At 72.0% G+C, this 25,154-nt stretch carries 17 protein-coding genes, 1 tRNA gene and 1 pseudogene; 13 read left to right on the top strand and 6 right to left on the bottom strand.

Going from position 1 to position 25,154, the window contains the following annotated elements; translation table 11 throughout:
* Window positions 1-106 precede the first annotated feature (106 nt).
* Window positions 107-1,630 carry a SpoIIE family protein phosphatase gene (locus ACFY9I_RS08540; RefSeq protein ID WP_390999146.1) on the bottom strand — a complete coding sequence of 508 codons (1,524 nt, stop codon included), beginning with the start codon at window positions 1,628-1,630 and terminating at the stop codon, window positions 107-109.
* A 513-nt stretch (window positions 1,631-2,143) separates the two neighbouring features.
* Between ACFY9I_RS08540 and ACFY9I_RS08535 the strand changes: the two genes are divergently transcribed.
* A complete protein-coding gene (locus ACFY9I_RS08535; protein WP_390998408.1) occupies window positions 2,144-2,809 on the top strand; it encodes a bifunctional DNA primase/polymerase in 666 nt (221 codons plus the stop codon).
* Between the two features lie 198 nt (window positions 2,810-3,007).
* On the top strand, window positions 3,008-3,688 hold the full coding sequence (locus ACFY9I_RS08530) for a hypothetical protein (RefSeq protein ID WP_390998406.1): 681 nt from the start codon (window positions 3,008-3,010) through the stop codon (window positions 3,686-3,688).
* A 259-nt stretch (window positions 3,689-3,947) separates the two neighbouring features.
* Here ACFY9I_RS08530 and ACFY9I_RS08525 read toward each other — a convergent pair whose 3' ends face one another.
* From ACFY9I_RS08525 to ACFY9I_RS08515, 3 genes are all read right to left on the bottom strand, one after another.
* Window positions 3,948-4,937 carry a DUF5926 family protein gene (locus ACFY9I_RS08525; RefSeq protein ID WP_390998404.1) on the bottom strand — a complete coding sequence of 330 codons (990 nt, stop codon included), beginning with the start codon at window positions 4,935-4,937 and terminating at the stop codon, window positions 3,948-3,950.
* 355 nt (window positions 4,938-5,292) lie between these two features.
* A complete protein-coding gene (locus tag ACFY9I_RS08520) occupies window positions 5,293-5,835 on the bottom strand; it encodes an ATP-binding protein (RefSeq protein ID WP_390998402.1) in 543 nt (180 codons plus the stop codon).
* Between the two features lie 349 nt (window positions 5,836-6,184).
* Entirely contained in the window at window positions 6,185-6,997 is an 813-nt protein-coding gene (locus tag ACFY9I_RS08515; protein WP_390998400.1) for a glycerophosphodiester phosphodiesterase family protein, read from the bottom strand.
* 251 nt (window positions 6,998-7,248) lie between these two features.
* Here ACFY9I_RS08515 and ACFY9I_RS08510 point away from each other — a divergent pair, with 251 nt between their 5' ends.
* The 6 genes from ACFY9I_RS08510 to ACFY9I_RS08485 all read left to right on the top strand — a co-directional run bounded on the left by ACFY9I_RS08510 (window position 7,249) and on the right by ACFY9I_RS08485 (window position 12,889).
* Window positions 7,249-9,102, top strand: coding sequence for a trypsin-like peptidase domain-containing protein (locus tag ACFY9I_RS08510; RefSeq protein ID WP_390998397.1), 1,854 nt, complete (start codon window positions 7,249-7,251; stop codon window positions 9,100-9,102).
* A gap of 173 nt (window positions 9,103-9,275) precedes the next feature.
* A complete protein-coding gene (locus ACFY9I_RS08505; protein WP_390998394.1) occupies window positions 9,276-10,574 on the top strand; it encodes an LmeA family phospholipid-binding protein in 1,299 nt (432 codons plus the stop codon).
* A 146-nt stretch (window positions 10,575-10,720) separates the two neighbouring features.
* Window positions 10,721-11,755 (top strand): cellulase family glycosylhydrolase, encoded by a 1,035-nt coding sequence (locus ACFY9I_RS08500; RefSeq protein WP_390998391.1) that lies wholly within the window; start codon window positions 10,721-10,723, stop codon window positions 11,753-11,755.
* A 93-nt stretch (window positions 11,756-11,848) separates the two neighbouring features.
* Window positions 11,849-11,933, top strand: a tRNA-Ser gene (locus tag ACFY9I_RS08495).
* Between the two features lie 258 nt (window positions 11,934-12,191).
* Window positions 12,192-12,545: a hypothetical protein gene (locus ACFY9I_RS08490; protein ID WP_390998389.1), complete on the top strand. Its 354-nt coding sequence runs from the start codon at window positions 12,192-12,194 to the stop codon at window positions 12,543-12,545.
* Window positions 12,546-12,676: 131 nt separating this feature from the next.
* Window positions 12,677-12,889: an Rv0909 family putative TA system antitoxin gene (locus ACFY9I_RS08485; protein ID WP_390998386.1), complete on the top strand. Its 213-nt coding sequence runs from the start codon at window positions 12,677-12,679 to the stop codon at window positions 12,887-12,889.
* A 173-nt stretch (window positions 12,890-13,062) separates the two neighbouring features.
* Here ACFY9I_RS08485 and ACFY9I_RS08480 read toward each other — a convergent pair whose 3' ends face one another.
* A complete protein-coding gene (locus ACFY9I_RS08480; protein WP_390998383.1) occupies window positions 13,063-13,935 on the bottom strand; it encodes a bifunctional DNA primase/polymerase in 873 nt (290 codons plus the stop codon).
* A 172-nt stretch (window positions 13,936-14,107) separates the two neighbouring features.
* Between ACFY9I_RS08480 and ACFY9I_RS08475 the strand changes: the two genes are divergently transcribed.
* The 5 genes and pseudogenes from ACFY9I_RS08475 (at window position 14,108) to ACFY9I_RS08455 (ending at window position 19,551) form a co-directional block, all read left to right on the top strand.
* Window positions 14,108-15,091: an OB-fold domain-containing protein gene (locus ACFY9I_RS08475; RefSeq protein WP_390998380.1), complete on the top strand. Its 984-nt coding sequence runs from the start codon at window positions 14,108-14,110 to the stop codon at window positions 15,089-15,091.
* Window positions 15,088-15,471 (top strand): annotated as a pseudogene (locus tag ACFY9I_RS08470) (MaoC family dehydratase); the annotation flags it as partial. The gene ACFY9I_RS08475 and the pseudogene ACFY9I_RS08470, both read left to right, overlap by 4 nt.
* Window positions 15,472-15,623: 152 nt before the next feature.
* The gene (locus ACFY9I_RS08465; protein ID WP_390998374.1) at window positions 15,624-16,790 is read left to right on the top strand and encodes a lipid-transfer protein; all 1,167 of its coding nucleotides are present in this window, start codon (window positions 15,624-15,626) and stop codon (window positions 16,788-16,790) included.
* 220 nt (window positions 16,791-17,010) lie between these two features.
* A complete protein-coding gene (locus ACFY9I_RS08460) occupies window positions 17,011-17,682 on the top strand; it encodes a SigE family RNA polymerase sigma factor (protein WP_390998372.1) in 672 nt (223 codons plus the stop codon).
* A 210-nt stretch (window positions 17,683-17,892) separates the two neighbouring features.
* Complete coding sequence (locus ACFY9I_RS08455) at window positions 17,893-19,551, top strand: long-chain-fatty-acid--CoA ligase (RefSeq protein ID WP_390998369.1); 1,659 nt, start codon at window positions 17,893-17,895, stop codon at window positions 19,549-19,551.
* Between the two features lie 73 nt (window positions 19,552-19,624).
* Here the strand turns inward: ACFY9I_RS08455 and ACFY9I_RS08450 are convergent, their stop codons facing one another.
* A complete protein-coding gene (locus ACFY9I_RS08450; protein WP_390998366.1) occupies window positions 19,625-24,949 on the bottom strand; it encodes a PAS domain-containing protein in 5,325 nt (1,774 codons plus the stop codon).
* Window positions 24,950-25,154: the final 205 nt, after the last annotated feature.

Here is a 25,154-nt window from a genome sequence, read left to right as displayed (position 1 = left end):
GGCACTGGACCCCGCCCATCGTACGGTCGTACCCGAAGCCGCCCAGGGGCCCGATCCGGCCCTCCCCCTGGTCACCGAAGTCTTGTGGGGAAGGGGCCGCGCCGGCCTACTCGAACCGTGCCGCCAGCAGGACCACGTCCTCCGTGCCGACGGTCTCGTCCAGGTCGTCCGGCAGGACCGTGCGGAGGATGTGGTCGGCGAGGGCGCCGGGGTCGGCGCGCAGGGCACGGGGGGCTCCGGCGGCGGCCGCGTGGAGGCGGGCGAAGGCGCGGTCGACGGGCTCGCCGGTGCGCTGGAGGAGTCCGTCGGTGTAGAGCAGGACGGTCTCTCCCGAACCGGCGACCAGCTCGACGCTCGGGGCCTCCCAGCAGGCGAGCATGCCGAGCGGAGCCGACAGGGACGTCTCCACGAACTCGGTGCGCCGCTCGCCGATCACCAGCGGTGGGCTGTGTCCGGCCCCGGCCAGTGTGATCTTGCGGAGCGCGGGCTCGACGTAGGCGAAGAGCGCGGTCGCGGAGCGGGCCGGCTCGGTCAGCCGCAACAGCAGTTCCAAATCGGAGAGCACGGCGACGGGGTCCTCGCCCTCCATCACGGCGTACGCCCGCAGCGAGGCCCGCAGCCGCCCCATCGCGGCGACCGCGCTGGGCCCGGAACCGGTCACCGACCCGACCGCGAGGCCGAGCGCGGCGTCGGGCAGCGGCAGCGCGTCGTACCAGTCGCCCCCGCCGCGCGGTCCGGTGCGGTGCCGCGCGGCGAGCTGGACACCGGCGACCCGGGGCAGCCGCGAGGGGAGCAGTTCCTCGGCGATGGTCGTCATGGAGGCGCGGGTGCGCTCGACCTCGACGAGCCGCGTCAGGTGCTCGGCGGCGTACCGCGTGTACAGCCCGACGAGGTGCCGCTGCCGCTCCACCGGTTCCGCGGGCTCGTCGTACAGCCAGACGACGGCACCGAGCCGGCCGGCGGCTTCGGTGGACAGCGGGAGCGCGTAGCTCGCCCCGTAGCCGAGCCGGGCGGCGACCTCGCGGTGGCGGGGGTCGAGTCCGTCCTCGGCGAACAGGTCGGGCTGGGCGATCTCGCCGTCACCGCCCGGCAGTCCGTCGAGGATGCGCCCGTACGGCAGGGAACTGCGCGGCACGGTCTCGATGTGCCCCAGGTCCGCGCGGCCGAGGCCGAGGCCGATGGTGGTGTCCGGGCCGAGTCCGTCGCCCGGTTCCAGGACGACGAGACCCCGGCGGGCGCCGACGAGGGCGGCTCCGGCGTGCAGGGTCTCCTTCAGGGCGCTGTCGAGCGAGCCCGTTCGCGCCAGCCGTTCGGTGAGTTCGTGCAGCGTCGTGAGGTCCGAGACCCAGCCCGCGAGCCTGTCCTGCAGAACGGTGGTGGGGGCGGTGGCCTGTCCTGCGGCGGGAGCGGACGGCGGGGCGCCCGGGGCTGCGGGCGCGGGCGCGACAGTGTGTGCGGGGGAGGGAACCGTTGGATCGATTCCAGCCACTTTCGGAGGGTGAGGGGCGTTCATGGTGTCCGGCTTTCCGACCGGTGCGTATTGCTCAAAAGCATCGCAAACCCCCATGTCATTCTGCGCCGCTAGCAGTGTCTCCACATGTACACGCACTCGTGAGGGGATGTCCAGCATTGTCCTGCCGGGATATCTGGTGTCCAGGAGGTGCTGTTGGACTCCCGCCCCTTCCATGTCCAGTCCATCGGAAAAAGCAAAATTGGCTAAAAAGTGTTGTGGTGAACGGTGTATTGAGGTCGACTGGCCTTGTTCAACAGAGCGTCACAGCGGTCGTGATGGGTACGTACTCGGTGAAGACCAGGGGCGGCGCGAGCCACCCGGAACCTGGCGACGGACCCGGGCGTCCTATCCACCGACGACCGAGCCCCATCCTCCCGTGGCGGAGGCGGCGAGCACACGCGAGACGGCAAAACGCCAGGCGCCGCCACCCCTACGCCATGCCCATGCTTTTGACAGACGCAAGTCGACGCAAGCGATGGACGCGGACGTAACCGAGTTCGGCCCACAGGGGTTCCCCTTGTCCGCGACAGGGGTGTGATGCGCAAGCAGGTACGCACAGTGAAGTGAACGACACATGTTGTGATGTGACCCACGGTGTTGCCATGCGTGCAACGGAAAGGACGAGCGCTCATGCGCGAGATCCCCGGAAGGCGACGCAGGCTCCTGTCCAAGCGCAACGGCGGGAGGCCCGAGCTACTTGAGCAGGCCCTGACGTTCGCTACGGAATGGCAGTGGCCCGTGCTCCCGGGCGTGGCTCCGGACCCGCAGGGGCGTGCCCGCTGCGGCTGCCCGGACCCGGAGTGCGTGGTGCCGGGCGCTCACCCCTTCGATCCCGGCCTGCTCGCCGCCACCACGGACGAGCGCATGGTCCGCTGGTGGTGGACCAACCGTCCCACGGCGCCGATCGTGCTGGCCACCGGAGGCAGCGCCCCGTGCGCGGTGAGCCTGCCGGCCCTCGCCGCCTCCCGCGCCCTCGCCGCGCTCGACCGCACCGGCATGCGCCTCGGCCCCGTGGTCGCGGCCCCGCACCGCTGGGCGATCCTCGTCAAGCCGTACTCCATGGAACAGCTGGGCGAGCTGCTCTACGCCAAGGACTTCGTGCCCGGCTCCCTCCGCTTCCACGGCGAGGGCGGCTATCTGGCCCTGCCCCCCTCCGAGACCGGTCACGGCCTGATCCGCTGGGAGCGGGCCCCGCTGCCCGGTTCGGCCGCGCCCTGGGTGCCCGACGTCGAGGCGGTCGTGGACGCCGTCGTCGACGCCCTCACTCGTACGGGTGTGAGCGCGCCCGAGTTCTGAGTCCGCCCGGCGCGCGGGGGCCGGGTACCCCCGCTCGGTCGTTATCTTCCGCATATGCAGCGTCTTCCCGGGGGCCACGGGGCCCCGTCGCCGCGCGGCCGCCACAGCGCTCCCCCATCCCGGAGCCCTCGCTCACCCAGGTCGGCGGACGACGGTCCGGATCCACGCCGGCTCCGCCTCGCGGGACTGACCGCCGCGGTGGCGGTCGCACTGGGCCTTCCCCTCGCCGCGTCCGCCGGCCCCCTCGACGAGGTACGGACCTCCGGACGCGTCCTCCCCTCCGATCGTGCTCCGGTCTACGAGCCCGACCGGGCCTCCGAACCGGACCGCACCTCCGAACCGGAGGCGGGCGGGACGGATGTGAAGGCGCACGGGGTGGACGAGAAGGCGGACGGTGCCGACGCTGCGACCGGTGCCGGCACGCCCTCCGGTGCCGGCACCCCCTCCCGTGGCGACGGGCCCTCCGGTGCCAACACGCCCTCCCGTGGCGACGCGGCGGACGGCTCCGCGCGCCCGTCCGGCAAGCCGCTCGGCCTCGGACTCGCCACCGCCGCCCGCTGCGGCCCCGAACTCACCTCCCCCGACGGCATCGAGGCGCAGACCTGTGTCCTCACCCAGGGTGAGGAGACCTGGGCCCGCACGTACTACCGCAACGCGACCGGGCGTGAGCTGAGTGCGGTCCTCAGCATGATGGCGCCCGATGGGCGCACCGTGCGGATGCGCTGCGCTGTGAGCGCGCACGACGAGCCGGGGGCGTGCGAGACGCCGAGGGAGCGTACGCGGGGCGGCATGGGGGCGTACACGGCCGTGGCGGAGTTCGCGGCGCCCGACGGCAGTGGTCCTCTGTTGCTGCGGTCGGGGAGCAACTCGGGGCGCTAGTCGGCGCGTTGACGCCCAGCGGGGATCCGTACAGCGCGGACGCTCCGGAGCCGGGGCATGAGAAGACCCGGTTGCTGGCGACGGGGGATGCACCAGCAACCGGGCTAATGGAACCGTAACAAGAGATCGGCGCTTCGCAAATTCGATCTCGGCTATTCGGACACGAATTTGCCTGTCACGTAGGGGAGTTGTGACAGGAGTCACCACATCTCGAACGCACTCGATCAGCCGGCCCGTCCGGTCGGCTCGGGGGCGTTCATCAGCTCAGCGTGACCTGCCGGTTGGTGAGTCCGCCCCGTGCCCGGCGCTCGTCCGGGGTGAGCGGGGACGCGTCGGCCAGGGCGGTCGCGAGCCGCTCGGCGAACTCGGCCGCCGGCTTCTCGATGTCGTCCGCGCCGACCCCGCTGGGGAGGTCCCAGACCGGCACGGTGAGGCCGTGAGCACGGAAGGAGCCCACCAGCCGGGTGCCCTCGCCGAGGCTGGAGCGCCCCGCCGCGTGCAGCCGGGCGAGAGCGTCCAGAAGCCGCTCCTCGGCGTGCGGCATGACCCAGCGCAGGTGGTTCTTCTCCGGGGTCTCGCACCAATACGCCGCATCGACGCCGGCGAGCTTCACGGTCGGGATGGCCGCGGAGTTGGCACGCTCCAGGGAGGCGGTGACGTCCGGAGTGGCGTTCTCCGTGTCCGGAACCCAGAACTCGAAGCCGGTGTGCACGACTGGCTCGAACTCACCTTCGGGGTCGAGCAGTTCCTGCAGACGCGGACCGTCGGCGGGGGCGCGCCGGCCCTGAACCGGAGTGCCCGGCTCGGCGACGAGGGCGCGCCGGAGGGTGTCGGCGAGGTCGCGGCTGATGTCGCCGGACGACGTGTCGTTCTGCAGGCCGAGCAGCACCGAGCCGTCGTCGCGGCGCAGCGCGGGCCACGCCATCGGCAGGACGGTGGCGAGCGTGACCGACGGGACGCCCTCGGGCAGCGAGTCCTTCAGCTTCAGCTCGACGGTGGCGGCGGGCACCAGCTCGCGCAGTGCGACCCAGTCGCACTCGCCCGGCAGTCCCTCGAAGGGGCGCTGCACCAGCTCGGTCACCGCCTGGGCGGCGGCCCGGCCGTGACAGGCCTTGTACCGGCGGCCGCTGCCGCAGGGGCACTGCTCGCGCGCGCCGACAACCGGAACCTGCCCATCAGCCCCGACGGCGCTGCCTCCACCGGTGGTCTGCGGGCGCTTGGCCTTGGTCTGGGGTCGCTTCTTGGCCATCGTGGGTGTCTCCCGATCACGGCTCGTCTCGTACCTGCGCGAGCCTAGCCGCTCGTACGACGCCCGACGGGACCCTGTGGACAACGCACCGAGTCGTCCCTGAAGCGGTGGTTCAGGCCATGTTGTGCGCGCCTGGCCGCCGACTCGGTCGGGTTGGTGGCCAGCCGGTGTTTCCGGTCGTGTCTGTGCCTGGTCCCGGTCGTGTCCGCGCCTGCTCGCGGTCGGGCGGTCGGTCCGACGCTCGGTCCGATGCTCGGTCCCCTCGGTGTCGGCGCTTTTTCCCGTCCGCAGGCCGATGCTTGCTCGCGGTCGGTTCGGTCAGGCGGGCCACCGCCGTGCGGGCCGAGGCGGCCGGTCAGTCCATGTCCTCGAACGCGTCCGCGAAGTCCAGATCGGGGAGGGCGGGGACTGACGGGGCGACGACGCGGGTCGTGAAATCGTCCCGACGGTGGGCGCGGCGGACGTCGTCCTGGACCACGACCCACACCGTGACCTCACCGTGGGCGTCGTCGCGCACACCCCAGTCGTCGGCCAGTGCCGTGACGATGTTCAGCCCGCGGCCGCCGTGTGCGGTGACCGAGGGCGTGGAAGGAACCGGGCGGGTCGGACCACCGCCGTCCGTCACCTCGACCGTGAGCCGACCCGAGGGGTCAACGCGCCAGGAGCAGCGCACATCGCCGTCACCGGCCAACGCGTCGCCCAACGGCCTGCCGTGTTTGCAGGCATTGCTGAGTAGTTCGGAAAGGATCAGTAGGGCGTCGTCGATGACCGATTCCGTCACCCCACCGTTGCGCAACTGATCACGCATACGGTGCCTTGCTGCCCCCACGCCCGCAGGGCCATGGGGTACGGCCATGCTCGACGACGTGGGCACCTCCTGTGCCACCACCAACGCCACCCCCGAGACCTCCTTCGCCCCACGCCACGGTGTGGATGCCCCATGGGACTGGACTGGAAACCGGCCAAGACCCGTGCTCTGGCGCACTCGAGACGATCGAATACGGTTCGAACGCGCCGGTGCACTCCATGTAATCGCCTGGCTGAATTTCGCCCTGGATATCCCGACTTGTTCCCTGGCGTGGTCCGGCCGGCTTGGCGGAATTCTTACCTCCGTCAAGAGCCGTGCGGCGGCGAGGGGGCGTGGCGGAGTGCTCGCAGATGTGAACAGCGGCGTGTTCGAAGCGGTGCGGGGCGTCCTGTCGGGAGTTGTCGAATCGGTGTGTGCGGAGTTGTCGGGGGCCGTGCGTTCAGGCGCGGCCGAGCTGGCTCAGGACCTCGCGGGGGCGGTTGGTGATGATGGCGTCGACCCCCAGATCGACACAGAGATCGACATCCTGGGGCTCGTTGACGGTCCACACGTGCACCCGGTGGTCGGCCTGCTTCAGGCGTTCGATGTAGGCGGGGTGGTTGCGCACGATCCTGATGGAGGGACCCGCGATCCGGACACCGGACGGCAGCCGTCCGTCGCGCAGCCGGGGTGAGACGAACTGCATCAGGTAGACCGTCGGCAGCGTCGGGGACGCGGCCCGGACGCGGTGCAGGGAACGTGCCGAGAAGCTCATGATCCGTACCGGCGAGTCGGTGTCCGATTCCGGCGCGTCCAGGCCGAACCGCTTCAACAGGACCAGCAGTCGCTCCTCGACCTGGCCGGCCCAGCGTGTGGGGTGCTTGGTCTCGATGGCCAGTTCCACCCGGCGTCCCGCGTCGGCGACGAGTTCGAGCAGCCGTTCGAGGGTCAGGACGGAGGTGTCCGCCCGGTCCTCGGGCGTGACCTCCCAGTCGGGGGCCTCGTCGCCGTTCTTCCAGGAGCCGAAGTCCAGGGCGGCCAGATCAGCGAGCTCCAGGGCGGAGACCGCGCCGCGGCCGTTCGACGTACGGTTGACTCGGCGGTCGTGGACACAGACGAGGTGGCCGTCCGCCGTCAGCCGCACATCGCATTCGAGGGCGTCGGCCCCGTCCTCGATCGCCTTCTTGTACGCGGCAAGGGTGTGCTCGGGGGCTGCCTCGGAGGCCCCCCGGTGGGCGACGACCTGAATCGGGAGTTGTCGTGCGTGGGTCACCGCGTCATGGTGCCACCGTGGCGGGGTACGCGTGGGGCGGTGACCCTGGACGACCGAGCTCGAACGGACAGTACACGCCATTAGTCCTATAGATCCTATATAAAGGATGGTCCCGGACCCACAGACACCGCTTATGGTGCCCTGACGGCTCGTGGGAAAAGCTGACCCCATACAAAAATCCGCACAGCGTTCTGTGCGATCAAGAACAGTCGACCGCCACCAGGTGAAGCCGTGTATCGAGGAGAAAAGCTGTGAGCACCGAGAACGAGGGCACCGCGGTACCCCCGGCCCCGTCCGCACCTCCCGTGCCGGTGGAATCTCCCGCTGCCTCCGCGCCGGCCCCGGCGCACGAGCCGAGCGCGGCACCGGCCGAGCCTCCCACCCAGGCGACCCCGGCCACGACCACCGCCGAGAGCGCGCCGACGGCCCAGCTTCCACCGGTCCCGCCGACGGCGCCGGAGCCGGGCGCGACCGCCGTACAGCCGCAGGTGCCGCACGCGCCCCCGGCCGAGCAGGCGACGACGCAGCAGCCGACGACGCAGCAGGCGGCGGCTCCGCAGCAGCAGCCTGAAATGGTGTCCGCAGGGGCGCCCGCATACGCGACGGCAGCGGGCCACGGGCATGCTCAGGCACAGGTCGGTCAGGGGTACGACATGGGACCGGCGGCCGGCGCGGGTTACGCGCAGGCGACCGGTGGTGCAGCCCCCGGCGGGCCGGGTGGACCGGTTGGGTCCTCCGCGCCCGACGCCGCCTGGCCGCCTCCCGCCCCGCCCGGCGTCCCGTCGTACGCGGACAACGGTGGCGGCGGGGCGTACGCGGACGGAGGGGGCGCGTACGGAGACATGGGCGCGGCCGGAGGGGGCGCGTACGGAGACATGGGCGCGGCCGGAGGCGCCGGTGGCCACGGTGGCACCGGCGGTGGCCACGGTGGTGGCGGCTGGGGGTCCTCGTGGCAGCAGACGCAGCAGCCGGCTCCGAAGCCGGGCAACAAGCGGGGCGGCCTGATCGCCTCCATCCTCGTGGCCGCGCTGGTCGCGGGCGGAGTCGGCGGCGGCATCGGCTACACACTGGCCGACCGCAACGACAACTCCTCGGGCTCCACCACCGTCTCGGCCTCGCAGAACGGCGGTGACGTCAAGCGTGCGGCCGGTACGGTCGCCGCCGTGGCCTCCGCCGCACTGCCGAGCACGGTCACCATCGAGGCGTCGGGCAACGACGGCGAGGGCGGCACGGGCACCGGCTTCGTCTTCGACAAGGAAGGCCACATCGTCACCAACAACCACGTGGTGGCGGAGGCCGTCGACGGCGGCAAGGTGACGGCGACCTTCCCGACCGGCAAGAAGTACGACGCCGAGGTCGTCGGCCACGCCCAGGGTTACGACGTGGCGGTCATCAAGCTGAAGAACGCCCCCTCGAACCTCCGGCCGCTCACGCTCGGCGACTCCGACAAGGTGGCCGTCGGCGACTCGACGATTGCGATCGGCGCGCCCTTCGGCCTGTCGAACACGGTGACGACGGGCATCATCAGCGCCAAGAACCGCCCGGTCGCCTCCAGCGACGGCTCCTCCGGCAGCAAGGCCTCCTATATGAGCGCCCTGCAGACCGACGCGTCGATCAACCCGGGCAACTCCGGAGGCCCCCTCCTCGACGCACGGGGCAATGTCATCGGCATCAACTCCGCCATCCAGTCCGCCAGCAACGGCAGCTTCGGCTCCGGCCAGGCGGGCTCCATCGGCCTCGGCTTCGCCATCCCGATCAACCAGGCCAAGAACGTGGCCCAGCAGCTGATCAGGACGGGCAAGCCGGTGTACCCGGTGATCGGCGCCTCGGTCTCCCTGGAAGAGGGCACGGGCGGTGCGACGATCAGCCAGCCACGCGAGGGCGGCGCGGACCCCATCACCCCGGGCGGTCCCGCCGACAAGGCAGGTCTTGAGCCCGGTGACGTGATCACCAAGCTCGACGACCACGTCATCGACAGCGGCCCCACCCTCATCGGCGAGATCTGGACCCACCTCCCCGGCGACGAGGTCACGCTCACCTACACCCGCGACGGCAAGACCCACACGGCGGAAGTGACCCTGGGCGAACGCGAGGGCGACAGCTGACCGTTCCTCTGTTCCACGGCCTTGTTCCACGGCCCCGCGCCGCGGTACCCCTGTTTCGGGCGCCGCGACGCGGGGCCGTGGACACGGGACCGACCGCAGCGCGATCGTGAACTAAGTCGCATCCCCGGGGTTCAGGTTGCGGGTGGGGGTAGTGCGCGTGTTCGGATGAACCGATGCGCAACCCCCACCGTATTGATGCGCCCCACCGCTCCGACGTCCCCTCCGATGCGCCCCCCGACCCCCACGAGAACCCTCACGAGAACCTCTACGAAAACCCCTACGACGAACTCGGGGCCCTTGATGACGGCCCGTTGGAGGACAGCCCGCTGGAGGAGTTCTTCGGCGAGGCCGCCGCTGAGCAGCGGGCTGAGCGCAAGGCCGAGCCGGAGGCGGAGCCCGAGTGGACGCCGCCCGTCCACCGGCGGGGCGGACGGCGGAAACGGGGCCGTTTCGCCGGGTTGCCGCTCGCCGTGAAGGCGGTGGTCGGCCTGGTCGTGCTCGCCTCCTTCCTCGCCCTCGCCGACCGCTGGGCGCTGCTGTACGCCGAGCGCAGGGCCGCGGACACCCTCAAGGACCGGCTGAACCTGGCCGCCGCACCCGAGGTGGAGATCGGCGGCTTCCCCTTCCTCACCCAACTCGTCGACAAACGACTGGACTCGGTGCGGCTGACCGTGCCCGACGTGGCGGCCGACCGGGTGTCACTGGCGAAGGTGGCGGCCACCGCCCACGACATACGACTGGAGGCCGACGGCCTCACCTCCTTACGCGGCGCCCGCGTCCCCCGTCTCGACGGCGACGTCCTGCTCTCCTTCGCCGACCTCAACCGCGAACTCGGCGCGTCCCAGGTGACGTTCACCGGCGACGGACGCGATCGGGTCCGCGCCCACGGCACCCTGCCGGTCGCCGGGCACGATCTGCGGCTGCGCGCCGAGGCCACGATCCAGCGGCAGGGCGCGCGGGGCATCGCCACCGAGATCGGCGGCATGCGCCTGGACATCGGTGACCTCGCCACCTACCGCCCGGGCACCCGTGCCTCGGACGGCCTGCACCTGACGCCGAAGGCGTCCGCCGACCTCGCCCGTGAGACCCGTAAGGCCAAGGCACTGCTGTCGGTGCCGGCGATCGTACGGCGCATGGGTGTGCCCGAGACGACCGTGCGCGAGGCCCTGAGCGACGACGGCAAGCTCGCCGAACTGACCGGCTCCCCGCGCTTCGCCCGCCAGGCCCAGGACCTCAACCTCATCGACCTGGCCCTGGACAACCCCGAGGTCCTGCGCGGCCTGGGCCTCGACCCCGACCTCCTCGACGCCCTGTCCCGGCTCACCCACCCCGTCCTGGCCGAACGGCTGTCCCTGTCCTTCGAGTTGCCGGAACCGGAGCGCGGTGACGTGCGGCTGCGGGACGTCCGTGTGGAGGACGACGGGATCCGGGTCCGACTGACGGGTTCGGGCCTGACCGTGGGCAGTCCGTGACCGGGCGTCCTCTTACTGCGATCTTGATGAAATTTGGTGTGCAGATGTGTTGACCCCTGTTTGAGACCTCTCTTAGTTTGCGGGAGCCACAGAGTCGCCGACCTGTATGTGGGGTCTGCGGACTCACCTGCGCAGAAGGGGACTTCGTGCCAGCAAAGAACCATCGCGGGACAGCTTGCCTGGGGGCGTTCCTGGCCGGTGTCACGGCGTTCGGCGGCGCTCTCGCCGCCCCCGCGTCCGCAGCCACCGCTTACCGCCCCGCCACACCACCGCCGGTCAGCGACTTCCGCGGGGTCAACTGGGCCGACCCGCGCGACAACTACGCCGACGACGCGGTCGTGCCCTCGGGCCTGTCCACCTCGGACAGCTACGCCACGACCTACGCCAAGTCCCGCGCGATCATCGGTGGCTTCGCCAAGCTCGGCGCCAACACGGTCCGCCTCCCGGTGAACCCGACCTCCGTGAACGGCTCCTTCTGGAAGTCGTACCGGGGCGCGATCGACGCCGCCACGGCCAAGGGCTTCAAGGTCATCCTGGGGTACTGGGAGGCCGACAACGCCAAGGACGGCAAGATCGACGACCAGGCCTCCTGGGACCGGATGTGGGCGCGGATCACCTCCGCCTACGCGGGAAACCCCAAGGTGTACTTCGAGCCGATGAACGAGCCGTTCGGCTACACCTCCCAGGAGTGGCGCGACGTGGCCGCCCGCTGGGTGAGGACGCACCGCTTCGTACCGCGCGACCGCATCCTCGTCGGCGGCATCAAGTACAGCGAGGACGTCAAGCCCGTCTGCGCCGACAGCCGACTCGACGGCACCCGGATCGCGCTGCACAACTACGGTTTCTGGCACACCGACTGGACCAGCGTCGAGCAGTGGAAGGCCGACTTCAAGGAGCGCATCGGCGACTGCGCCTCACGCACCATCCTCGACGAGTTCGGCGCCTCCATGACCACAGGCCTGGACTACAACGGCCCGGTCAACGGCTCCAACGAGATCGCCTACATCCAGGCCGCGACCGACACCATTCGTGAGCTCGGCCTCGGCTCGGTCTACTGGCCCGGCCTGCGCAACGGCGACACCTACTCCCTCACCACCCTCCAGGGCACGGGCACCAGCCTCACCCTGAAGGTGAACAACCAGAGCGGCCTCGACCGCCTGCACTGGGCCTGGAAGCAGTAACCCCCCGCGGGCGTGGCCCCACGGGGCCACGCCCCCACCGCCCGCCCACTGCCGGTACGCTGTACCCGCTCCGTCCCAGGTGGTTGGGGCGCAGGTGGGTTGCCCGAGCGGCCTAAGGGAACGGTCTTGAAAACCGTCGTGGCGCGAGTCACCGTGGGTTCAAATCCCACACCCACCGCAGGTGAAAGGCCCTGACCAGGCAACTGGTCGGGGCCGTTTCTGCGTCTCGTGGCCGTCGGTGTTCGCTTCCTTCGCTGTCGTTCCTGCTCTGCCGGGCCCCGGAAGGAGTGTCGTTGCCCGTTGGGGCATGATGACCCAGCCGGTCGCACCTGTGGCCCGCGGAAGCTGCTGGGGGTGGCGTGTGTCGCGTTCCTGTCGGGCTCTGTTGGGCCTCGTTCCGGCGGTGTTCGTCCTCGCCTCCTGTGGGTTTCCGCCCGTGCCCGACGGTGAGGCGACCGAGCTGCGGCGATCCCAGATGGTGACCACCTGGACGGACGACGAGGGCGGCACCCTGACGCTGAAGCCGGATGGGACGTTCGCCGCCCATGACGTCTGTGGTGACTATGACGTCGATCCGTACGCGCCGGAGAACGAGCCGAGGTCGGGATCGGGCACGTGGGACCAGGACGACTGGGACGGCCAGACCAGCCTCAGCGTGTCGTTCGACACCGGTGACGTGCGCTCTCGCTATGAGGCTCTGCGGCACGGAAAGGTTCTGAAGCTCTGGACCTATGTCGGAGACCCCGACAGCCCTCACCCCCTCTGTGTCCTGACCAACCGGTCGCGTTGACCCCTCTGGGGAATGTGCTGGTCAGGTGGCGCGTCACGGTTGCGGGTCGCCCCTTCGCCGTGTGCACGAGATGCGGGCGCCGGGAGGGGCGCTGATTCTGGAGGGGACGGCGAACAGCGGAAGGAGCCGCCATGTCTGTGATGGACAAGCTCAAGCGGATGCTGAAGGGCCATGAGGAGCAGGCCGGGAAGGGCGTCGACAAGACCGGCGACTATGTCGATGACAGGACGCGGGGCAAGTACAGCGGCCAGGTCGACACGGCCCAGGAGAGGCTCAGGCAGCAGATGGGCTCGGAACAGACAGGGCGGACGACCGATCCCGGCCGCGAGGAACCGCCGCGGTAGGGAGACCGAGAGTGCTTCTCAGCGGCCGGTACCCCGGAAAGTCGGGTGCCGGTCGTCGTTTCTGCGGCGGTGCGGCCGTGCGACGGTGAGACGGTGCGGCGGTGCGGAGTTTGTGGCGGTGCGGCGGTGCGGCGGTGCGGCGGTGCGGAGCTTCCGGTGGCCAGGCCCGCGCCTCATGTTTCCCGCCCCGCCATCCGTGCCGCTGAAGCCACCGTCGATCTTGCCTCCCGTTCTGTCAGGCCTGTGCGTACGGCCGCCTCGATCAGGGCGTTGGTCAGGTCGGGACCGAGGCCGTTGTCGTAGGCCCGGCAGGCGGCCCAGAACAGGCGGGTGTTTCGTTGGCCTTCCTGGGCGGTCAGGACGAAGTGCACCAAGCCGTGGCCGTGGCTGCGCCCCTGGTCAGCGCTCGTGCGGGAGGTGGTGGTGCGCGGGGGTGGCAGCAGCAGGCGGAGGAGGGCCGGTGGGCAGGGGGCCGCTGGGAGGTGGGACGTACCGGGGGCCGTGGTGTAGGTGCCGTGGTCGGTGCGGGAGCCGGGGCCGACCAGGTAGCCGCCGGCGCCGCGGATGTCGATGCCGGGGGCGAGGCGGCTCGCGGAGTTGGGGACCACGACGTCGGGTGGGCCGGTGAGCCAGAGGTGCCGGCCGCCGCTGGGGGTGAGGACCACGATGGTCTCGGGGATCGTGAACAGGTGGCGGAGGGCCAGTTCTCGGAGGGCGGCCGAGGAGTCCGTACCGGTTTTCGTGTCGAGGTCGACACCGATCAGATGGTGGGGGTGGAGGCCGCAGGCGATGCCGTAGCCGGTGGCCCAGGGGGCGGCGGCGAAGAGTTCGCGGATGCGGCGGGGGTCGGTGGAGGCGTCGTGGACACCGTGGCCGAAGCGGCCGCATTCGCCGTGGCAGGGAGGAGGGGACGGATCGTCCCGGTGGGGGGAGCGCAGGGCCGGGAGCTTCGAGCGGGACAGGGGGATCACCGCCAGTCCGCGTTCGGCGGCGGAGAGGGCGTGTGCCAGGGCCAGGGTGGTGGCATGCCGGTCCAAGGTGGCCATGCTTCCATGTTCGTACTTGTGTTCGATAAAGGGAAGGGGCTTCGAGGGGGTGTTCCGGCCATGTGGCGGATCCACGGTGAGTGTGCGCGTACGTGCCCCGCGACCTTGACAGGCGGGGTGAGAGTTCCTTCAATCTGACGGACAGTCAGATATTTCGTTAGGGGGCTGGGGCATGGCGGTCGACGACCTGTCCGTACGGCTCAAGGTCTACGAGGGGCGCGCGGCCGTCCTCGGCGGCAGGGGCAAGGATCCCGTCAACTCGCCCATGATCCGGCACTGGTGCGAGGCCATGGGCGACACCAACCCCGCGTACACCGGGCCGGACGCCGTCGCCCCGCCCACCATGCTGCAGGTGTGGACGATGGGCGGGCTGAGCGGGCACGAGACCCGCGCGCCGGCGTACGACGAACTCCTCGCGCTGCTCGACGGCGCCGGGTACACCTCGGTCGTCGCCACCGACTGCGAGCAGGTGTACCTGCGGGCGCTGAGGCCGGGGGACGAGATCATGTTCGACTCGGTCATCGAGTCGGTGTCGGCGCGGAAGACCACCAAGCTCGGGACCGGGTACTTCGTGACGACGCGCATGGACGTGCGCGTCGGGGACGAGCTCGCCGGCACCCACCGCTTCCGGATCCTCAAGTACGCGCCGGCGCACGCCTCCGGGGAAGGCGAGCGCCGGCGCCGAGAGCACGCCCAACCCGACGAACAGCCCCGCTCCCCACAGCAGCCTCACCCCCGAGAACGACCTCGCCGCCCTCGCCCCGTCGTCAACCGCGACAACGCCGGGTTCTGGGAGGGCGTCGCCCGGCACCGGCTGCTCATCCAGCGCTGCGCCGACTGCTCCACGCTCCGCCTGCCCTGGCTGCCGGGCTGCAACGCGTGCGGTTCGCCCGAGTGGGACACGGTCGAGGCGTGTGGCGACGGCACCGTGTACTCGTACGTCGTCATGCACCACCCGCCCTTCCCCGCGTTCGATCCGCCGTACGCCGTCGGGCTGATCGAGCTGGCGGAAGGGGTGCGCTTCGTCAGCAACGTCATCGGGGTGCCGTACGACAAGGTGCGGATCGGGATGCCCGTACGGCTCGCGTTCGTCCGTTGTGACGAGGAGTCGGAGCTGCCGGTGTTCCGCGCGGAGGGGGAGGTGGTCGAGGCATGAGGGCCGGGGAGGCGTTGCCGCCGCTGGAGATCGAGATCACGCGGACGCTCGTCGTCGCGGGCGCCATCGCCTCGCGCGACTACCAGGACGTGCACCACGACCCGGAGTCGGCGCGTCGACGGGGGTCGCCGGATGTCTTCATGAACATCCTGACGACGAACGGGCTGGTGGGGCGGTACGTCACCGACCACTTCGGGCCGACCGCCGTCCTCCGCGAGGTGGCCGTCCGGCTCGGCGCGCCCAACTACCCGGGTGACACGATGGTGTTGACCGGCACGGTCGAGGCGACCGACGGCCGCACGGCCACGGTCAGGGTCATCGGCGAGAACGGCATCGGCCGACACGTCACCGGCACGGTCACGCTCACCCTCCCGGCGGGTGTCCAGGAGCGGGGGGCGGCCACCGGAGGGGCGGGTTCCGCGGCGCGGACAGCGGCCTCCGGAGGGGCGGGTGTCCAGGAGCGGACAACGCCTCCCGGAGGGGCGGGTGTCCCGGAACGGGCAGCGGCCTCCGAGGGAAAGGGGGCCACGGAATGAGCGTACGGGCCAAGGACCGGCTCGGTGGTCGCGCGGCCGTCGTCGGGATCGGGGCGACCGACTTCTCCAAGGACTCGGGGCGCAGTGAGCTGCGGCTGGCCGTGGAGGCGGTGCGAGCGGCGCTCGACGACGCGGGGCTGGCGCCGGCGGACGTGGACGGCATGGTGACGTTCACGATGGACACCAGCCCGGAGATCACGGTCGCGCAGGCGGCCGGCATCGGGGAGCTGTCCTTCTTCTCCCGCGTCCACTACGGCGGCGGCGCCGCGTGCGCGACCGTGCAGCAGGCGGCGCTCGCCGTCGCGACGGGCCTGGCGGAGGTCGTGGTCTGCTACCGGGCCTTCAACGAGCGGTCAGGGCGGCGGTTCGGGGCGGGTGTGCGGCACCGGGAGCCGACGGCGGAGGGCGTGGCGTTGGGCTGGACGCTGCCGTTCGGACTGCTCACTCCCGCCTCGTGGGTCGCGATGGCGGCGCAGCGCTATCTGTACGCGTACGGGCTGACCCCGGAGGCGTTCGGGCACGTGGCCGTGGTCGACCGCAAGCACGCGGCGACGAACCCGGCGGCGTACTTCCACGGCCGCCCCCTCACCCTCGCCGAGCACGCGGCCTCGCGCTGGATCGTCGAGCCGCTGCGGCTGCTGGACTGCTGCCAGGAGACGGACGGCGGCCAGGCGCTCGTCGTCACCTCCGTGGAGCGCGCGCGGGACCTGCCGAGGCCGCCCGCCGTGGTCGTGGCGGCCGCCCAGGGCGCGGGCCGGGCGCAGCAGCAGATGACCGGCTTCTACGACAGCGATCTCACCGGGCTGCCGGAGATGGGTGTCGTCGCCCGGCAGCTCCGGCGCACTTGCGGGCTGGGCCCCGACGACATCGACGTGGGCATCCTGTACGACCACTTCACGCCGTTCGTGCTGATGCAGCTGGAGGAGTTCGGGTTCTGCGGGCCGGGGGAGGCGGCGGACTTCGTCGCCGAGGAACGGCTGGCGCTCAACACGCACGGCGGGCAGCTCGGCGAGGCGTATCTGCACGGGATGAACGGCATCGCGGAGGCCGTACGACAGCTGCGGGGCACCGCGGTGAACCAGGTTCCGGGGGCGGAACGGGTCCTGGTCACCGCGGGGACGGGGGTGCCGACCTCGGGGTTGGTACTGGGGACGGAGGGGTGAGCGGGGGCCGGTGAGGCGGCCGAGGGAGGGTGGGGACGTGCCCCGGCCTCGGCTTCGTACGGCGTGGGGAGGTGGTTCTCAGGGGTACACCCTCAGTACCTGGGGGCCGTTCATCCACCTCCAGTAGGTGGGGCTCGCCCCACTCCTACAACCTGAGGGGGACTTGTCTTAGGGACCTGCGGCCGATCCGCAGGGCCGGGCCCGCTCCTAGCTTGGAGCCATGACCACACCCGTCTGCACCAGCGCTTCGAAGGCCGCTGCACCAGTGACGCGGACCGTGTCGACCCCGGCCCTGTCGACGTCGGCCCTGTCGACGTCGGCCCTGACGTCCTCGACCCGGCCGACTCCGGCCCGGGCGACTCCGGCCCGGGCCGCCCTGTCGAGCCTGACGAACCTGTCGTACCCGTCGTTCTCGGCGTATGTGAAGGCCCGCCAGCCGGTGCTGCTGCGGACCGCCCGGTCGCTGACCGCGAACCCGTGCGACGCCGAGGACCTGCTGCAGACCGCGCTGGCCAAGACGTATGTCGCCTGGGAGCGCATCGAGGATCACCGGGCCCTCGACGGCTATGTGCGTCGCGCCCTGCTGAACACCCGTACGTCCCAGTGGCGCAAGCGCAAGGTGGACGAGTTCGCGTGCGACGAGCTGCCCGAGCCCGAAGGGGTCCAGAGCGTCGATCCGGCCGAGCAGCAGGCCCTGCACGACGCGATGTGGAGGGCGATCATGAAGCTGCCGGCCCGGCAGCGGGCGATGGTCGTCCTCAGGTACTACGAGGACCTGAGCGAGGTCCAGACGGCCGAGGTCCTGGGCGTCTCCGTCGGTACGGTGAAGTCGGCGGTATCGCGAGCGCTGGGCAAGCTGCGCGAGGATCCCGAGCTGGAACCCGTGCGGTGACTCGCTCGTTGCCCGGCATGAGGCATCCACCCCAGGCCGGCTGAGGCTCTTCGTCCGGTCCCGGAGCGATGCCGAGGTCCCGGCTGGAGGTTCGCCTGGTTACTCTCTCTGATCGATCATCCTGTCCCCTAGTGACATACCAACCGGTATGTGAGCAGAATCAGCGCAACCGTTACCACCGCGTAGGCAGAGCCGCCCCGGGAGGACGCCGTGCTGAGCACCATGCAGGACGTACCGCTGTTGATCTCCAGGATCCTGACCCATGGGTCGAGCATCCACGGGACGTCGCAGGTGATCACCTGGACCGGCGAGGGCGAGCCCCACCGTCGCTCCTACGCCGAGATCGGCGCCCGTGCCGCGCAGTTGGCCCACTCCCTGCGCGAGGACCTCGGGGTCGACGGCGACGAACGGGTCGCGACCCTCATGTGGAACAACTCTGAGCATGTCGAGGCGTACTTCGCCATCCCTGCCATGGGTGCCGTTCTCCACACCCTCAACCTGCGGCTGCCCCCCGAGCAGCTGGCCTGGATCGTCAACCACGCCGCCGACCGGGTGATCATCGCCAACGGTTCGCTGCTCCCCCTCCTCGCGCCGCTCCTCCCGCACCTCAAGCCGGTGGAGCACGTCGTCGTGGCCGGGCCCGGCGACCGGTCGCTGCTCGCCGGAACGAGCGTCCAGGTGCACGAGTACGAGGACCTGATCGCCGGCAAGCCCACCACCTACGACTGGCCCGAGCTGGACGAGCGCGCCGCCGCGGCCATGTGCTACACCTCCGGCACCACCGGCGACCCCAAGGGCGTCGTCTACTCCCACCGCTCGATCTATCTCCACTCCATGCAGGTGAACATGGCCCAGTCCATGGGCCTGACGGACGCGGACCTCTCGCTCGTCGTCGTCCCGCAGTTCCACGTCAACGCCTGGGGCCTGCCGCACGCGACCTTCATGACCGGCGTCAACATGCTGATGCCGGACCGGTTCCTGCAGCCCGCACCGCTCGCCGAGATGATCGAGACGCAGAAGCCGACGCACGCCGCCGCCGTCCCCACCATCTGGCAGGGGCTGCTCGCCGAGCTGACCGCCCGGCCGCGTGACGTCGGCTCGCTCACCCAGGTGACCATCGGCGGCTCGGCCTGCCCGCCCTCCCTCATGGAGGCGTTCGACAAGCTGGGCATGCACGTCTGCCACGCCTGGGGCATGACGGAGACCTCGCCGCTGGGCACGATCGCCCGGCCGCCGGCCCATGTCGAGGCCGGCTCGGAGGAGGAGCTCGCCTACCGCCTCACCCAGGGCCGCTTCCCGGCCTCCGTCGAGGCCCGCCTCACCGGTCCCGGCGGTGAACGCCTGCCCTGGGACGGCGAGTCCGCCGGTGAGCTGGAGGTCCGGGGCCCCTGGATCGCGGGTGCGTACTTCGGCGGTCAGGGCGCCGAACCCGTCCGCCCCGACGACAAGTTCAGCGAGGACGGCTGGCTGAAGACGGGCGACGTCGGCACCATCAGCCCCGACGGCTACCTCACCCTCACCGACCGCGCCAAGGACGTCATCAAATCCGGCGGCGAGTGGATTTCCTCGGTCGAGCTGGAGAACGCCCTCATGGCCCACCCGGACGTCGCCGAGGCCGCCGTCGTCGCCGTACCGGACGAGAAGTGGGGCGAACGCCCCCTCGCCACCGTCGTCCTGAAGGAGGGCGCGACCACCGACTTCGCCGCTCTCCGCTCCTTCCTCGCCGACGAGGGGCACATCGCCAAGTGGCAGCTCCCCGAGCGCTGGACGATCATCGAGGCGGTGCCCAAGACGAGCGTCGGCAAATTCGATAAAAAGGTGCTGCGCAGGCAGTACGCCGAGGGCGCGCTGGACGTGACGCAGATCTAGAGCCTGTTGAGGTGAGTGCAGCAGTCGGGGCGGTGTTTCACGTGAAACACCGCCCCGACCGCTGTCCGCAGGCTCAGTTCGTGCCGACTCGTGCCAGCAGGTCCACGATCCGTGTCTGTACATCGGGGCTCGTCGAGCGCTCCGCGAGGAAGAGGACCGTCTCCCCCGAGGCCAGACGCGGGAGTTCGGACGGGTCGACGGCGGCCGTGTAGACGACGAGGGGCGTGCGGTTCAACTGGCCGTTAGTCCGCAGCCAGTCGACGATTCCGGCCTGGCGGCGGTGCACCTGCAGCAGATCCATCACCACGAGGTTGGGCCGCATCTGCGCGGCCAGCGTGACGGCGTCCGCGTCGGACGCGGCCCGCGCGACCTGCATGCCGCGCCGTTCCAGCGTCGCGGTCAGGGCGAGCGCGATCTCCGCGTGCTCCTCGATCAGCAGGACGCGCGGCGGATGCTGCTCGGAGTCGCGCGGCGCCAGCGCCTTCAGCAGGATGGCCGGGTCGGCGCCGTACGCCGCCTCCCGTGTCGCCTGGCCGAGCCCCGCCGTCACCAGGACCGGCACCTCGGCGGCCACGGCGGCCTGGCGCAGCGACTGGAGTGCCGTGCGGGTGATGGGCCCGGTCAGCGGGTCGACGAACAGGGCGGCCGGGTACGCGGCGATCTGGGCGTTCACGTCCTCGCGGGAGTTCACGATGACGGGCCGGTAGCCCCGGTCGCTCAGTGCCTGGTGCGTCGTCGCGTCCGGCGCGGGCCACACCAGCAGTCGGCGCGGGTTGTCCAGCGGCTCCGGCGGCAACTCGTCGTCCATCGGCTGCGGCTGCGGCTGGTCGGGCACCTCCACGGCGCCGCCGGGTCCGTCCAACGGCTCGGGCCCTTCGTCCGCGTTCTCGTCGGGTGCCCCTATGGCGTACGACCGGCCAGCACCCTCCGTACGGCCCACCAGCCGCGACTGCCCGGCGAGGGACGGTTGCGGCGGCAGCGGAACCTGCCCGGCGAGCGAGGGCTGCGGCGGCAGCGGGGCCTGTCCGGTCGCCTGCTGCGCCGCCTGAGCCACCGTCTGCTGCGACGGGGCCGTCTGCCCGGGGGGCGGGGTCTGGCCGCTGCCGGTGCCGTTGGCCGGCGTGGACTGCGGGTGCGGACGTGCGCCCGACTCCGGCCGGTCGGCGTTCGCCTGGGGCGGCGTCCCGAGCTTGCGGCGCCTGCCGGAACCACCGGGCTGCTGCGGAGTGGGCGTCGCTCCGGTCTGCGGCTGCCCCTGGGGGACACCCTGACGGGCGAACGGCACACCCTGACCGAGCGTCCGCACGCTGATCGCCCGCCCTTGGGTCGAGTTGGGGTCGACGGGGGAGGGACCGGGGACTGCGGCGGGAGCGGCGGGAGCAGTGGGAGCGGCGGGCGTCGCCGGAGCCGCAGCCTCGGCCGGCAAGGGCTGTGCGGCGCGCGGCTGCTGTTGCACGGCGACCTCCGGCGGCAGCGGGGTGCCGGAGGAGGGGGTGGCCTGCGGGGGCAGCGCCGCCTGGGGAGCCGCTACGGGAATGCCGGCGCCGGAGGTCGCCTGGGCTTGGTGGGGGTCCGGCCAGGACTGGGCCTGCGGTGACGGCGGCTGTGGCGCGCCGGGGGCGGCACCCTGAGCGGGGACGGGCTGCGGGGCACCGGGCACGGGCTGGGCGGCGCCTTGAGCCGCCGGTGCGCCCTGGACTCCGGGTACGGCCACGGGCCGACCGGGGCCGCCGGCCGGCGCGGGCGCGGGCTGCGGGCCATCGGGGGCGCCTTGGGGCGGTACTGCGGTGGCCTGCGCGACCTGCGCGGCATGTGTCTGCTGAGCGGCAGCCTGTGCGACGGCAGCCTGAGCGGCGACCTGTCCGGCGGCAGCCTGAGCGGCAAGGGCTTGCCCGGCGACGGCCTGCCCAGACTGGCCCTGCCCGGCGCCGGCCGCCTGAGCCGGGCCTCCCGGGGCCCCTTGCGGAGCGACGGGCTGCGCGACCGCTCCCGGCACGGCCCCGCCGGGAGCGGCTACCGCCGCCTGAGCGGGAACGGGCCGGCCGGGGGCAGCGACGGCGGCCTGCGGGGGCACCGGATGCGGGCCACCCGGAACACCCTGGGCGGGCACGGGCTGTGCGGCACGCACTGGGACACCCTGCCCGGGCCCCGGCTGTCCCGGCCCTCCCTGAGGGGGGACTCCCTGCGCGGGAGCACCCTGGCCCGGTGCCCCTTGCGCGGGCGCCACCACGGTGACGCCGTCACCCTGCTGCGGAGCGGGCTGCCGTACCGCGCGGCGGCGGCCGGTCGGCGTGGGCACCGGATGCGGCTGCGGCGGGGTGTGGTCGTCGGCCGGGTCGCGCAGCGCGGCGTCATGGCGTCCGTCGTCCACACCACCGGCAGGGTCACCCGACCCCGGCCCTGCGGCGGGCACTTGGCCCACACCAGGGACCTGACCGGCGCTGTGGGCCTGACCGGCACCGGCGGCCTGAGGAGCGACGGCTCCCTGGCCGGCGCCGCCCCCCTGGTCCACCCCGTCTGCCTGCCCCGTACCCGGCGCGGCGCCGCCGCCCGGCGCCCCCGCGCCACCCTGGGCGACCTGCTCGGCCCCGGCAACCTGCTGTCCAACTCCGGTTGCGGGCACCGGCCCTCCGGCGGGCACGACTCCGCCGGCGGGCACGACTCCCCCGGCGGGGACGACTCCTCCAACGGGCACGGCACCCCCGGCGGGCACAGGCTGTCCGGCGGGAACCGGTCCACCGTGCGGAACCGGTCCACCGTGCGGAACCGGTCCACCCACGGGCATCGGCCCCCCGGCCGAAGCGCCCGCGCTCGCCCCCTGGCCGCCTTCGTCCTCGTACTCCTCCTCCTCGCCCTGCCCGGCCACGGCAGGCGCGCCGGATCCGACAGGCACAGGCACAGGCACAGGCACAGGCACAGGCACAGGCACAGGCATGGGCGCGGGCATCGGCATCGCGCCGGGCGCACCCTGCCCCGGGGGCGCCTGCACAGGTCCGAGCCCGGCCGACTGGCCGTACTCGGGTCCCCGGTCGGCCTCGGCCGGCGGCAGGGCGAAGACGGTTCGCGCGCCCGGCTCGGGTGCGGTGGCGCGCTCCTCGGCCTGGGCGAGGGCGCGACGACGGCGCCCGGTGGGTTGCTGGGTACCGGGCGCCTCGCCGTCGCCACCGGCGGCGCCGTCGGCGGTGGACTCGGTGACCGGGCTCGGCCCTGCGGGCAGCGCCGGCGGCAACGCGTTCTGCGCGGGCTCCCGGCGTGCGCGCCGCCCACTGGGCGCGGGCACACCCTGGGGCGGTACGGTCCCGCCCAGCCCGTTGGCGGCAGCTGCGGCACCCGCCGCGTGCTCGGCCGCCGTGACGACCGCGCCCTCGGCGGCCACGGGCTCACCGGCGGCCTCCGCCGAAGCGGCAGCCCGCCCACGTCGCCGTCCGGTACCCCCGGCGCCTTCGGCCTCCGCACCTTGAGCGGCCACCGAACCCTCAGCGGCCCCGGCCGCAGCGTCCTCCGCCCGTCGCCTGCGCCGCCCGGTGGGTGCGGCGGCCTCCGCCTCATGGCCCTCGGGGACGTCCTCGCTGTCGAGGAAGGCGTCCACCGACGACCGCCGCGCACGTCGCCGCCCGCCTCCACCGGCGGCCTGCTCGGGCAGGGACACCTCGGCACCGGTCGCCACGGACCCGGGCCCGGCGTCGGACCCGGTGTCGATCACAGCGGCGGGCAGCGCCTGCGCGGCCACGGCCCCGGCACCGCCACCCAGCGGCACCTCCAGCACATAGGCGCTGCCGCTCATCCCCGGCACCTCGACCGTCTGGAGCACACCGCCGTGCGCCCGCACGATCCCCTGGACGATCGGCTGGTGCACCGGGTCTCCCCCGGCGTACGGTCCGCGGACCTCGATCCGGACGACCTCACCGCGCTGCGCGGCCGCCACCACGACGGTGTTGTCCATGTAGCCGCCGGCGGACATGGGGGCGTTGCCCGTCGCGTCGACCCCCGCCACGTCAGCGACGAGGTGCGCGAGCGCGGTCGCGAGCCGCGCCTGGTCCACCTCGGCCTCGATGGGCGGCGCGTGCACCGCGAACTGCACCCGCCCCGGCCCGACCAGCTCCACGGCCCCGTCGACACCGGCCGCCACGACCGCGTCGAGCATCACGGCCGTACGCACGAGGTCGTCCTCGCCCGCGTCGATCCGCTGGTAGCCGAGCACGTTGTCGATGAGGGTCGTGATCCGCGAGTACCCGGCGGTCAGGTGGTGCAGCACCTGGTTGGCCTCGGGCCACAGCTGCCCGGCGTCGTCGGCGGCGAGCGTGCCCAGCTCACTGCGGAGCTGGTCCAGCGGGCCGCGCAGCGAGGTGCCCAGCACGGCGAGCAACTGCTCGTGCCGCGCGGCCAGCGCCTCGTACCGGTCCTTCTCCCGCTCCCCGAGCGCCGCGTACCGCTCGTCCCCGGCGGCGAGTTCCTCGGCGTGCTTCTCGGTCAGCTCGGCCAGCTCGGCGGTGTGCTTCTCGCGCACACCCTCCAGCTCCTCGGCGTGCTCCTCGGCGAGCCGCTCCAGCTCCTCCGCGTGCGCCTCGGCCTCGGCGTCCTTCTCCTCGGCGAGCTTGTCGTACGGCCGCCGGTCGGTGAACGTCATCACGGCACCGACGAGCTGGTCCCCGTCGCGCACCGGCGCGGTCGTGAGGTCGACCGACACCTTCTCGCCGTTCTTCGACCACAGCACCTGCCCGCGCACCCGGTGCTTGCGCCCGGACCGCAGCGTGTCCGCGAGCGGCGACTCGGTGTACGGGAAGGGGGAGCCGTCCTCGCGCGAGTGCAGCACGAGTGTGTGCAGCTCACGCCCTCCCAGGTCACTGGCCCGATAACCCAGTATCTGAGCGGCGGCCGGATTGACGAGGACGATCCGTCCGTCCGTGTCGGTGCCGACCACGCCCTCGGACGCGGCCCGCAGGATCATCTCGGTCTGCCGTTGCGAACGCGCGAGTTCGGCCTCGGTGTCGACGGTGCCCGACAGATCCCTTACGACCAGCATGAGCAGCTCGTCGTTGGCGTAGCCGTAACCGTCGTACGCCTGCTGGCCGTTCTCCAGATTCGCGCTTGTGACCTCGACCGGGAACTCGCTGCCGTCGGTCCGGCGGGCGATCATGCGGGTCGGCTTGGTGCGGCCCGTGGGGTCCATGGTGTCGGGCCGCCGCATGGATCCGGGGATGAGCCGGGAGTCGAACTCCGGCAGCAGATCGAGCAGCCCCCGTCCCACGAGGGCGGTCCCAGGGGCCTCGAAGGCCTCCAGCGCGATCGTGTTGGCGTTGACGACGGTGCCGTTGGCGTTGACCAGCACCAACGCGTCGGGCAGCGCGTCCAGTATGGCTGCGAGGCGAGCAGCGCCTCGGGATGGCCTGCTGCTCACGAGACGCTTCCTCCCTGTTACCGCACCTAGCCGACCGCGCGGGCCATGGCCATCTTGCCAACCGGCCCGCGACGTGTCACGCGAGGGAGTCTACGGGCAGAGGTTGCGCTCGCGACGCCGGATGAGAGGGAGGTCGCACGCCGAACATAGGGAGATGCCGTGACCGTGCGGGCGGTGATGCCGTGACCGTGTGTTTTGCCGGACG

It is taken from the genome of Streptomyces sp. NPDC012510 (genome assembly GCF_042955065.1).
Taxonomy (GTDB): Bacteria; Actinomycetota; Actinomycetes; order Streptomycetales; family Streptomycetaceae; genus Streptomyces.
Note: the sequence above shows the minus strand (reverse complement) of the source record. Positions and strands in the feature narration are given on the sequence as shown.